The sequence below is a fragment of the Nostoc sp. NMS9 genome, from assembly GCF_017114995.1.
Lineage (GTDB): Bacteria > Cyanobacteriota > Cyanobacteriia > Cyanobacteriales > Nostocaceae > Nostoc.
The window spans coordinates 40,642-52,830 of sequence record NZ_JABXKL010000088.1 but is presented as its reverse complement, the minus strand read 5'-3'; the positions used below and the strand labels follow the sequence as shown (position 1 = coordinate 52,830).

The 12,189-nt window shown below is 35.1% G+C and carries 9 protein-coding genes; all 9 read right to left on the bottom strand.

Annotation, left to right across the window (positions count from 1 at the left end):
- Positions 1-35 precede the first annotated feature (35 nt).
- Complete coding sequence (locus HWQ40_RS28535) at positions 36-1,187, bottom strand: glycosyltransferase family 4 protein (protein ID WP_292784989.1); 1,152 nt, start codon at positions 1,185-1,187, stop codon at positions 36-38.
- A gap of 107 nt (positions 1,188-1,294) precedes the next feature.
- Positions 1,295-2,188: a glycosyltransferase family 2 protein gene (locus HWQ40_RS28530; protein ID WP_292784913.1), complete on the bottom strand. Its 894-nt coding sequence runs from the start codon at positions 2,186-2,188 to the stop codon at positions 1,295-1,297.
- A gap of 130 nt (positions 2,189-2,318) precedes the next feature.
- Positions 2,319-3,335 (bottom strand): hypothetical protein, encoded by a 1,017-nt coding sequence (locus HWQ40_RS28525; protein ID WP_292784910.1) that lies wholly within the window; start codon positions 3,333-3,335, stop codon positions 2,319-2,321.
- 24 nt (positions 3,336-3,359) lie between these two features.
- On the bottom strand, positions 3,360-4,631 hold the full coding sequence (locus HWQ40_RS28520) for a glycosyltransferase family 4 protein (RefSeq protein WP_292784907.1): 1,272 nt from the start codon (positions 4,629-4,631) through the stop codon (positions 3,360-3,362).
- 48 nt (positions 4,632-4,679) lie between these two features.
- Entirely contained in the window at positions 4,680-5,909 is a 1,230-nt protein-coding gene (locus HWQ40_RS28515; RefSeq protein WP_292784905.1) for an O-antigen ligase family protein, read from the bottom strand.
- Positions 5,910-5,926: 17 nt separating this feature from the next.
- Positions 5,927-6,853, bottom strand: coding sequence for a glycosyltransferase family 2 protein (locus tag HWQ40_RS28510; RefSeq protein ID WP_292784987.1), 927 nt, complete (start codon positions 6,851-6,853; stop codon positions 5,927-5,929).
- 25 nt (positions 6,854-6,878) lie between these two features.
- On the bottom strand, positions 6,879-8,201 hold the full coding sequence (locus tag HWQ40_RS28505) for a flippase (protein ID WP_292784903.1): 1,323 nt from the start codon (positions 8,199-8,201) through the stop codon (positions 6,879-6,881).
- 108 nt (positions 8,202-8,309) lie between these two features.
- On the bottom strand, positions 8,310-9,263 hold the full coding sequence (locus tag HWQ40_RS28500) for a glycosyltransferase family 2 protein (protein ID WP_292784900.1): 954 nt from the start codon (positions 9,261-9,263) through the stop codon (positions 8,310-8,312).
- A 70-nt stretch (positions 9,264-9,333) separates the two neighbouring features.
- A complete protein-coding gene (locus HWQ40_RS28495; protein WP_292784898.1) occupies positions 9,334-11,538 on the bottom strand; it encodes a polysaccharide biosynthesis tyrosine autokinase in 2,205 nt (734 codons plus the stop codon).
- Positions 11,539-12,189: the final 651 nt, after the last annotated feature.

Below are 12,189 nucleotides of genomic sequence, written 5' to 3'. Positions count from 1 at the left end.
AAGTTTTTTAGTTAAAAATTATTATCTAAATCTAACTAAAAAAAACTTGTTTTCATGAGGATTTCCGCAATATTCTGTGCTCTTGCATTCCAGGAATACTTTTCTGTAATTAAAGTATATGCTGTTTCTACAAGTGATTGATATTTATCAAGATTTGAAGCAGCATCAAGTATTGTGTTAGCAACTTCTTCGCTAGAGTATCCTGTTACTAACAGATGTTCTAAGTGGCGAAATTCTTCTAAACCTCGCAAGCCTTCTGGTGTTGATACAACTAATTTTCTACTAGCGAAATAATCTAGTGCTTTATTGCGAGCGCCACCTGCTACTGCTTGTTTTGAAAATGGCAACAAAGCAATATCTGCATATTTTAGATGGGTGACAAAATCTTCCCTTTGAGGTAGAAAACCTAAAAAAGAAATGTTAGAGGGTATTCGTTCTGAAATATCACTACTATCTCTACCAATGACAACAAAATGTACTTTTTCTTGATGACTTTCAAGAGATTTAGCAACCTCAATAGCCATTGATACAGATATATCATTAGTTGGAAATTGAAATGTTTTGGGAGCAATAATAACCACTATTTTAGCTGGTCTAAATGCCTGATAGGGGTCTTTATCTGGAAAAATTTCAGTATCAAGTAAGTCTTCAGTCACTCCATTCCCGATAGAATAAATTTGCTGTGGAGTTTTTCCATACCATTGGGAAATTAGTTTAGGAATTGATTCACCTGCTGCAATAATTGGACTACCAGAGAATATTAAAATTCCCTGAGCAATATATGTCTTAATACATTGTGCAAACTCTTTGAAAGGATTGGCAACTGAAAACAAGCGCATCCAGTATTCATAAGGCGAAAATGTATGAAAATCTAAGACAAGAGAGGAACTACTGTGTTTTCTAAGCTTTAGTGAAACTAAAGCAGCCAATCCAGGTAGTGTTTCTTGAGCATACACAATGTCTGGACAAAACTCGTCGATACACTTTTCTATGGATTGAATATATGACTTCAGGCTTCTTGATCCAATAGAAAGAGAAGGTGCATAATTAACAGATGAACAATCTAAACCTAGCTGAAAAACATCAAAATGTTTAGTAAGATATTGTCCTAGATAAAAAGGTCTAGTAAATGCACCAAATGGCTGACTAGAATCGAGAGTTGAGACAATCAGTAAGCGTTTACCCATAAAATGATTGCTGATTATTATTTTATAATCTGAAACTACATTTGTCAAATTATTAACATATTTATAACTTCTCCAAATATCATCCACTAATGACTCTCGTGCAAGTATTAAACTTCTGAGATAGTTTGATTAATATCCTCAGAAAATGTGGGAGAGCTTGCCAAATGTTTGTAACCAATAACTGCTCTGATATAGGGTAGTAACCAGTAAAATATCCAGAATGGCCCAGAGTGTCTGCTACAAAATATAGTCCATGATTTCAATGGAAATCCTTTAATTTGTAGTACTTTTTTCAAGCGTTCTAATAGATTTAAATTGGTATCTGCCCAGCTATTGCAGATAGAATTTTTAGTACAAGTACCAATATATCCAGGAGCTACCCATATTTTACAACCCAATTTACACGCTCTCAGGGCATAATCTAAATCTCCTAAACTATGGACAAAAGCTGTATCAATATTGCCAACTTTGGCAACAACACTTTTAGGAATTAGCACGCAGTTACCATACATAGCATCGCATTTTTGGATAACAGAACTTGGTTCTAAAAATTCAAACTTATTAGAATACCACTTTTTAGACTTTACTGCTCCTCCATAGGTTGCTTTTCCAGTAGTTGAGTCTTTAGTTGAACCAACTACAATTGAGTCTGGATAACCAAGTTCCGTCAAATTTTGATGAACCTGTAATAGTTTACTCACAGCATTGGCTTCCAGAAATGTGTCATCATTCAACCACAGATAATAATCATATTTATATTTTATTGCCTCACTAAAAGCGAGATGCATTCCTCCCACCCAAAACAAATTGCCATTACCCTGAAGAATTTGTACTTCTGGATATTTTGCTTTAATAGCCTCTGTAGTCCCATCAGAACTCCCATCATCAGTTAAATAAACATCACAATAATTTTTTTGCTGATATAAAGCATTTAGACAGGCAAGAGTTGTATTCCGTCTGTTATAACATGTTATAATTACAGCTAGATTCGCTTTTTCCATCTCATTTACCTCATATAATTAAAATGTACAAAAATAATTAATCCAAGTAATAAACTCACACGTTATTTTGACGGATTACATTCATATCTCAATTCTCAAGCTTCTAACTTTCATGTATTGCTATATCAGTTTAAAACTTAACCCTGCTTTCTATCCACCCACTGAAATTAATATTTAACTTAAAGCTTTTCAGTTTTTGTTCCATTCTTCTGATTCCCAATAGATATCTATGCCAAACTGATACACGAGGCATATTAAATCTGACAACTTCTTCACATAACCATTGATATTTGTCTGAATTGATATTAAACTTTTTCAATCTTTTTATTTGTTCATGCCAATCGTTATAAAAAAATAAGTTGAAATAATGAATGGATATAATATCATCCCAATGTTTAATTTGTAGTCCTTTTGATAAACGGTTATGTAAAGGTAATGGATAACTATAATTAGGGGGAAGATGTTCAACATTTTCTTCCAATGCACATAAAGTTACAGACAGAACAGACTGCTCAACAAAATAAATACCCTGGGGAGGAGTAATATCCAAGCGCATTACTTTTTCAAAGTTCTCTTTCCAAGTTGTAAATATACCTGCACTCCTTCTTACAGCAACCAAACCAGAATTCCAATAAGCCCTGATTCTTTTATTACCAATTGGTGTGTCAACAAATACCTCACGCTTTACTCCCAGTACTTCATATAGTTTTTGCCAATACCATTCTTGAGAATCTTGCAGACCTGTAGAACCAATTCCTTGACCATACTCAGGACGCATCCGTACGTTACAATCTACTGGCAATAAAAATTCTTTTGGTTCAGAAAAAAAGCATTTGTCACTGTCCAAAAAAACCAATATTTCTGCATCGACATTTTGTTCTGCATAGGCACAAACTAAAGGTTTATTGGCTAAATAATATTCATGAAATTCTCGATTTATTGGAATTTGTTGATGACTCACCTGCAATGCTTCAAAAGCTTGTTGGGTTTGCTTTAATATCGGTTCACCTACTCTAGGATGAAAACTATATATAGGTGTATTTTTCAATTCGCCGCAGAACTTACGAATACTTTCTGCAAGCATCAAAGATTGACCTTCTAAACGACCAGGTTCTGTACAAATTATAAAAGCTATAGGTATTGACATATTATGAAGTATTGATTTACTAAGTTAATTACTCAATGAAGATTTCTTTGCTATCATCAATATTTCCTGAAACAAGGCTGAATAACGACGTGCTTGAAGTTCCAGAGTGAATTCTTGCTCGGCTTTATCGCGAGCATAAAATGACAGTTTTTGCAACCTCTGTTCATTTTCAAGAACCCAGGTAATTCCTTTGCCAAAATCTTCAACTTCATAAGGTTTAGCCAAATAGCCGTTCTGTTGATGATCAACAATATCTTTTAAGCCAGTAGAATTAAACGCCACAACTGGAGTACCACAAGCGAATGATTCCGAAGCTGTCTGTCCAAAAGATTCTTGAAGAGACGGTACAAGCATTACATCGGCTGCTGAGTAAACAGTTGCTAAAGATATAGCATCATGTAAGTGTCCCAAATAGTGGCTTTTGAAGCCTAAATCAGGTGGATTTTCGGGTTGAGATGCTCCAAAAATCACAACTTCCAAGTCATCCTTCCAGCCAGATTTACTTAATTCTTGTAAAGCTGGTTGCAACAAATGAAATCCTTTATTTCTATCGCTTGTTGCTTCTATCGCTCCAAAGAGTATCAGCTTTTTATCTTGAGGTAGATTGAGTGCTTCTCGTGCAAAATGTTGATTAATCGGTCGATATTTTCGAGTATCTAGTCCGTGGGGAATTACCTCAATTCGCAAATTCTGGAATAAAGAACTGGAACGAGCACACTCTGCTAACCAAGAACTTGGTGAAACCAGAGTTAAATTTAAATTTTTCCAAGCTTTTACTTTGCGCTGCCATACCCAACGGGATAAATCCCATTCATTACCACTGTTGAGTTGAGGACAAGCCCCACAGAATACTTTGTAGCGATCACATTCTCCAGTAACGTGACACCCTCCAGTAAACCCCCACATATCATGGAGAGTCCAAACTAAAGGATGCTTCAGTTTAGCAAAGGTTTCTATTTGCATAAAACCTCCGCTAATCCAATGCAGATTGATTATATCTGGATTAATCTGAGCAACTTTAGGAATGACTCTATCTGGCAACCATTGAGTAAAAAATGGAGTATTTTTCTTTTGACGATAAAGCTTTAATGGCAAACTTTCAACTGTCAACTTTGCCTTAGCGATGCCTTGAAACAGTCTAATTTTAGGTGCAACTACTGTTTTATCATTACTAGATTTTTCATGAACTAACATTTGTGACTGTAGTCCTATATCCTGTAAACCTGTGTGTAAACGATATGCAGCCCTCGCTGCACCACCACTAATATCATGGGTACTAATATGTAAAATTTTCATTTTTATTCACTTAATAATCATTAAAACTATTTCTTGACTGCCATAAAACTAATTGACTAAAATATTTTTACGATTTCGTTGATATTCAACAGTCAAAGATAATGACATGGTGATATACATTAACCAATTCCAGCTAGGAGTTAATAATCTGGCTTCTGAAAAATTAACTATGACTATGATAAGTAGCATCTGCATTGGCCAATAATCTTCCGGTTTTTTAGCGACAGAAATAATTCGAGTCAATGCCATTACAAAAAACCTGATAAACCCTGCTGCAAAAGTCAAAAAACCTAAGAATCCTAATTCTAACAATAATTCTAAAAAACCATTATGGGCATTACTTGCCCAATCATAAGTAGCTCTTAATTTAGATGCAGCATTACTAGTCCAAAATCCCGAAAATCCATAACCTAACCAAGGTCTTTCCAAAATCTTGGAAATCACTAGCTCCCAGAGGTCAGAGCGTCCATTGAAGGTAAGGTCTTTACCAGAAGTACCAACTACAGTTTCGGCATTATTGAGAAGTAATATTGAAGAAATCATCAGTAACATCAAAGTTGAAGTAATCATAATAACTTGTAATTTATAATTAGTTTTCTTCAGGGATCGGTAGAAAGGTAAAAGTAATATCATTGTCAACAAAATCGTTAAAGATGTTGTTGAACGTGAGAGGATAATTAGACATGTAGAGATCCCATATAGTGCCCACATCAACCAGCGATATCGATGGCCACTAAGAGCAAGGTGCAAAAAAACTCCTGCACTCCAAGCCATCATGTAACCTAATTCATTTTTATGACCATAAATTCCACTCCACATACCTAGTAATTCCGGTGATTCGTGAATATAACCTGGTACGAATGCAGAAAATAGCATAGATAATGCTGCAGCTACGCCAAGTGCCCAAGCTATCAGCTTAATTTGTTCTCTAAGCGGATAACGCATTGCTAAATAGATGGCAAGAAAATATATTCGGATTAGACCTCTTAGATAAGTAAGACTAGAACTTAGGTCTTCTGACCATAAAAGAGAAAATATAACTATTGCTAGTAAAAAAAACTGTAATGGACTTCTAGTGATTACATAAATAAAACCTTTCCAGTATAAAATTAGGAAATAAAATAGGATTAAATATGAAATTATATTGAACAAAGTATCTAGCTTATCCCCTCCAAGTGTAGACATGGAAACTTCTTGTGCGGGGTGTATTGTTAATGCACCTACAGCAATCAGTAATAGCAAGATGGTTAATATTTTCTCTGTTAATTTAACTTTCATTTTGGAGATTTATTTATCTATTTTTTTATCGTTGAGTAATTCAATTTTTTCTTCACTTCCTCTTTAAAAATATCCAATGCAGTTACTTTATAGACTGTTTTCTGTGTAAAATTATCTGCTTCTACATTCCTGACAATAAATGGTGGATGCTTTAATGGAAATTCCATTGCCTGCACGGACATATTGATGAAGGAAAATTCTTGATTTGAAGTGAAATGAGTTGCGTCTGCACCAACACCAACATTAGAGATTAAATTGACGCTGGGAATAATACTTAAGCTTCCCTGCATCCAACAAGCAAATGTCCATTGATAATCCCAGGTTATACCTGTAGGATTATCATAAACAGATTGAAATATTCGTTGCCAAGAATTTACTGCTTTTTGGTCTATAAGAATGTCATGTAAAAGGTTTTCTGCTTGCACCTCTTTCCAGAGTTTAATAGTCAAATCATAATGTTGCCAAGCACGTCTCCAACTTGCCCAACCCCAGCAGTGGTTGTAGCGAGAAAAATAGTAACTGTAATTTGTACGTTTTTGTCCAAGTTGAAGATTTTGAGCAGAGATTGTGGCGATTCTGGTATCATTTCTATATTTTTCCAGCAGTTCTTGACTAAACCTGAAAAAAGTTGGGTGAGGTATACAATCATCTTCTAAAATAATTGTCTCCTCGACATTATTAAAGACCCAATCCAAACCACTTGATACCCGTTTTGCACAACCTAAGTTGATTTCAGAATAATTCTTTATTACTTCACAATCCCAATCAACTCTCTCAATAATTGCCCTAGTCAATTCGCATTTTTCTGCCTCACCTTCGTGGTCAGTGCGGGGTCCATCTGCAATTACAAAAAGTTTTGTTGGCTTGGCTTGGCGAATAACTTCAAAAACTTTCTCTGTTGTTTGTGGACGTTTAAAAATAATAAAAGTTACGGGTGTTTGCATAATAATAAAAGTTAAATAATAACGGTTAGTATTTATAAAAATGAATAAGCGATCGCACCTGAATTTTAAATAGTTTTTGTGTTCTTGAATCAAATGCGTTGCATATAAAAGCAGCAGCAGCTTGAGATATTATTGTTGCGATCGCAGCTCCAAGTCCTGCATATTTAGGAATAAGTAATAAATTGAGAATAATGTTTAGTATTGCCCCAAATAAAGTCTTACCTAAAGAAACGTGGTTTAAACCTTCAGCAATAAACCAAGGTGATGTTGCAAGACCCATAAATACAAACAAAGAAGTCCAAATATGAACTGCTAATATTGTTCCTGCCTCTGCATATCCACTTCCAAACATCACCATGATTATCTTGTCTGATAAAAAGGACATTGGAAGAGCAATTGCTAAAGATATACATGTCATTAGACTGAGTAATTGTCCTATTCGCTGATAGTAAAGACTTTCTGATTTTTCCTTTGCTGCATAAATTGCCGGAGCAACAGAAGAAACAATAGCCCCTGGAATAAAATACCAAATTTCAGAAATACGCACAGCAGCAGAATAAACTCCAACCTCACTATCTCCGATCATTTGACCTAACATCACCTGATCTATTCTCATAAAAATCATGATGGCGAACCCTGAAAAAATTAGAGGTAAACTCTCTTTCAAAAGAGTTTTGGCAGTTGCAACACTCCAGCGCCATAACCATAATGAAGACCCTTTGACTTGGTAAACAATCAGTAAGCCAATTGCACTCATTGCAAATTCTGCTAATGTTACCAAAGCAAAAGCTAGCAATGGTGCTTTTGTTAAAATTAGTGCGATTTTGATGACAGTATTTAGCAGAAACGCTGTGTTTTTAGCTATTACAGTGTATTTTGACTGTACCTGTGATTGAAACCACAGTTCAATAGTATCAGATGCCCTAAAAATTCCTGCTATTCCTAAAATTGTAACTAGCCATATCTTTAGTGTTTCATGCTCACCTAAGAAAAACATCGTGCTAACTGCCAATAAAACAGAAGCAATTCCACCCAAAAATTTTAGCCAAAAAGTAGTTCCTAAAATTTCCTCTTTGTTTGATGATTGACGAACAAGATGGCGAACTACTACGTCGTCTAGTCCGAGAGTAAAAATTGGGCTAAATAAGGCAACAAAAGCTAAAGCATAGTTAAATAGACCATACTGTTGTACTCCTAAATAACGTGCTACCCATACTCCTACAACTAAGCTTGCACCCATACGTAGAACGCGGTCAGCAAATAACCAACCTGTATTAGCAATAATTGCACGCAGTTTAGAACGAGATTTAAATTTCGATAAATTTTTAATTTTTAATTTACTTAACATTATTTTTATGAATTAATCATCTGACATTCTTTATACCTATCAATCTCGCTCGTGCAACTTTTTCATTTTCTCAAATACATTTATTCAGTAACTCACATTATTTATCACCTACAAGGGTTTTAATTTACCACTAATCAAAATTTTCAAAAAATAGCTAAATAAGAAAATAATACCCTTTATTTTCCAATAAAAACTATGCTCGAATAAAAATATTATTTTCAAATAAGTAACAAAATCTTGATATTTTGGGCATGGTATTGTTTGTAGCTCATTTATAGATGTGAAAGCTAAGAATAATGGGGAGCTAAAATTATTTTTTTGCAGAATGTAATTAAAGAGGGAATTGCGTTTCCAGAATCTTTTATATTCATAGTTTTTGTCTACATCTAAAAAGTTCTTATTATGATACTGATTATTCTTATGTATTCTATACATCACTAAAGGTTTAGACATATAAAACTTTTTAGCCCCCACCAAAGAAGCTCCCCACACCAAACAGTCATCAGCCCTTGTACGCCAATCTTCTATATTTGGAATAGGTAAAAATTTTCTGACTATCTCTCTACGTATTGATAATGTTGAAGTTATGGAACCAATCCATTCACCATTATATAAAGTTCTAATTACTGAATAACCCAAATCTAAATCAACTGTATCGTCTTGAAATGTCCCTTGTACTGCTCCAAATTTTCTATACGCACAAAATATAAAATCACATTCACTGCGTCTATTATAAAAATTTAGGGCATTTTCTAAATACTGAGGTTCATAAATATCATCGGCATCTAAAAAAAATATAATGTCACCAGTAGCAGCTAAAAAACCTTCATTAAAAGATGATAATTGTCCTTGGTTTTTTTCTTTCAAGATAGATTTAACATTAGTTACTTGAGTAAATTTATTGATAACTTCCGCAGAATTATCTGTAGATGCGTCATCAACAATGATAATCTCATCAAATTTAACTGTCTGATTTAAAGCGCTATCAATTGCCTCACAGAGAAATTCAGCATAATTGTAATTATTAATTAAACAGGAAGTTTTAATTTTAGTTTTATCCATTATTCCTACAGTCAAAAAATTTGGTTTAGATGGTTGTAGTGATGGTAGCTTTCACAATTTATAAGAGAACTTAACGCTCTTTGCGAAATTTAGTTAAGCTGCTAGATACCAAATCTTGTTCAATTTGTCGTTTTTTAGTGTCATAAAAATAATTATTAGGTTCATTTTTAGTATTCACACCATTGATGACTATCCCTAATACCTTCTGACCTGACTGAGTTAAAAACTCTTTAGCTGCATTTGCACTGTTCAAGTCAACCACTCCAGGACGAACAACTAATAAGATACCGTCAGTCAAGGTGCTTAAAACAGCAGCATCTGCTATTCCTGACAATGGTGGAGTATCAAAAATTACAAGATCATAATCTCTCCCAAAGTTACTAATTAATGTTGCCATACGTTGAGAATCTAGCATTGCCACTGGATTGGGAGGCAAAACTCCAGAAGTAAGAACTTCCAAATTAGGCATTACTTCCTGAACAACTGTATCTAAAGAAGCTTGATTAATTATGACATTACTTAGTCCCATTGTATTTGTTAGCCCCCAGATATGATGCTGTATGGGATGACGCATATCTGCATCCACCAACAACACCCTACGCCCCGCCTGAGCCATAGTTACAGCTAAGTTTGCAGATACGTCAGACTTTCCTTCTTTGGCAACGGAACTTGTAATTACAATGCTTTTGAGCGGTTTATCAGAACAGAGGAACTTCAAGTTCACTTGTAGTATTTGATATGCATTGCCAACAGGGAAGTAAGGAATATCTCTGCCAATAATTTTGGGAATAGCTCTATCCAGTCCTGCTATAGAAGAATGATCTTTACCATTTCTAGCTTGTGTAGGAATTACTCCTAAAACACTGTATCTCAAGACTTCTTTGGCTTCTTTGACGGTCTTCACCGAGCGGTCTATCAAGTCTAAAGTAAAAGCGACAATGATACCTAAGAAAAAACCAACTCCCGCTCCACCAACAATAAACAGCATTTTCCGAGGCCCTTCTGCTTTATCAGGGGTTAAAGCATAGGAAATAACACGAGCATTAGGAATCTTTTGGTTCTGTGCAATATCAATCTCTTGGCGTTTCTTTAAGAGTGTTTCGTAAGTCGTTTGAGCTGCTTGCAGTTTCCGTTCTAGCTCTCGTTGACTCTGTTCTAACCTTGGCAAATTATTTGCTCGTTTGATGTAGGCATTTTGTTGTTGTTTGAGTGTGGCAATTTGTCTCTCCAGACCAACGCGTTCTGCCTGAGCACGAGTAATATCTGCAATTAGGCTTTGTCGCAGTTGTCCAACCTGTAAACTTCCCTGTGTTATCTGCGCTTTACCCGCTACTTGTCCTGTCCGCTCTTTTAGCAAGTTGTTAAGAGCTGCAACTTTTTCTTCTAAGTTAGTAATTGTAGGGTGTTCAGGTGAAAAACGGGTACGCTCTAGTGCAAGTTGGCTTTCTGTTTCTTGAAGTTGGGCTAGCACTTTCTGAACTCCAGGTGCTTGACTCAATTCAGATTCGATTACACCTTGCCGTGAATCTACCTGAGCTTCACTGCTTAACTGTTCTAGACGACCCTTCACATCATCTAGTTGAGCTAAAGCTTGAGAAATTTGGTTTCCTAACTTAGAAATTGTATCGACTGCTGCGGCTGCTTCTTGTTCTAGGACAACAACTTTATTCGTTTCTTTAAATAGCCGCAGTTTTGATTCGGCTCTTCTGACAACTTCCTCAGCTTTAGGTACTTCCGTTACGAGAACCTGTTTAGCTGTCCGCGCTTCATTCTGATTAGCCTTGATATTTAGATCGATATAACTGTCAATAACTTCATTGACGATTTTGGCAGCTAGTTCTGGATCACCACCTTTATAAGAAAGTTGTACAACATCAGTGCCTTTAATTCCTTCTATTTTTAGTTGTTTTGCCAAGTCGGGAATCGAGAGCAGTTTGCCTTGACTATCTTTAAGATTTAAGGAATTAATCGTTTTCTCAATTACTGGATTTGATCCAATAACTCTCACTTGAGTTTCCAAGGGATTGTCGTTCACATTCAAAGCTTCTAGGCGTCCTATATCATCCGATAAACCCGTGAGTGAGGAAGAGCGATTTGTTTTAATCATCAAACTACCTTCTGCCTTGTATGAAGGTTTTAGTGAAAATGCATACAAGCATCCAAGGCTAACAGATATGGCGAAAATTCCAACTAGAGGTAGCCAACGCCGTTGAAGAACTTCTAAGTATTTCTGAATATTTACTTCTTCAAAGTTTGGTAAAGATTCCATCGTCATAATATTATGTAAAGTTTTATAAAAAAGACTATTTACTTACAGCAGATTCTTCTCGGAATTTTGGACTACAGTACTACTGTACTCTACTTTGCGATATTAATATTTGCGTTGATCGTTAGCTAATACGTTGTTGCTGAGGTTCTTCAATATCTGAAGTTAACTAATAGTTTTGCAAATCGCAACTTTAACTTAGATTGACATTCTACTGACAGCAAAAACAGGATAACTTACAATTTTATCCCTGATTTAGTCGCTTTCCATTTTTGAGGATTAATTTTGGTTAACTTCGTTTTATGTTACTACTAATGCAAGTATTGATTAGTAAACTAACAATCACTATCATATTATGTAAGAACACGGAATTTGATAACTTTACAAAAAATTCATACAATATACTAATATATTCACTCTCGGTTTGCTGATTTTGAAAAGACAAGAGGAGTTAATTCCTTACTCGCAAGGAATAGAACAATTGTGCCAGCCTATAAGGAATGGAAGCACTTCGGAGGTAGGCTTTGGACAGTGAAAACAGATACTTATAAAGACTGGATGAATCTTTACGTAAGCTACTTCAAAACTTTAAGTAACAATTAATTCTTGCTCTGAATAATAGTCAATTTTGGGAATAATACGGGACTAGCAATCATAAAA

Excerpts from the sequence above, each read along its gene's own strand:
- HWQ40_RS28535 (WP_292784989.1), bottom strand. The coding sequence starts at position 1,187 with ATGGGTAAACGCTTACTGATTGTCTCAACTCTCGATTCTAGTCAGCCA.
- HWQ40_RS28530 (WP_292784913.1), bottom strand. The coding sequence starts at position 2,188 with ATGGAAAAAGCGAATCTAGCTGTAATTATAACATGTTATAACAGACGG.
- HWQ40_RS28525 (WP_292784910.1), bottom strand. The coding sequence starts at position 3,335 with ATGTCAATACCTATAGCTTTTATAATTTGTACAGAACCTGGTCGTTTA.
- HWQ40_RS28520 (WP_292784907.1), bottom strand. The coding sequence starts at position 4,631 with ATGAAAATTTTACATATTAGTACCCATGATATTAGTGGTGGTGCAGCG.
- HWQ40_RS28515 (WP_292784905.1), bottom strand. The coding sequence starts at position 5,909 with ATGAAAGTTAAATTAACAGAGAAAATATTAACCATCTTGCTATTACTG.
- HWQ40_RS28510 (WP_292784987.1), bottom strand. The coding sequence starts at position 6,853 with ATGCAAACACCCGTAACTTTTATTATTTTTAAACGTCCACAAACAACA.
- HWQ40_RS28505 (WP_292784903.1), bottom strand. The coding sequence starts at position 8,201 with ATGTTAAGTAAATTAAAAATTAAAAATTTATCGAAATTTAAATCTCGT.
- HWQ40_RS28500 (WP_292784900.1), bottom strand. The coding sequence starts at position 9,263 with ATGGATAAAACTAAAATTAAAACTTCCTGTTTAATTAATAATTACAAT.
- HWQ40_RS28495 (WP_292784898.1), bottom strand. The coding sequence starts at position 11,538 with ATGACGATGGAATCTTTACCAAACTTTGAAGAAGTAAATATTCAGAAA.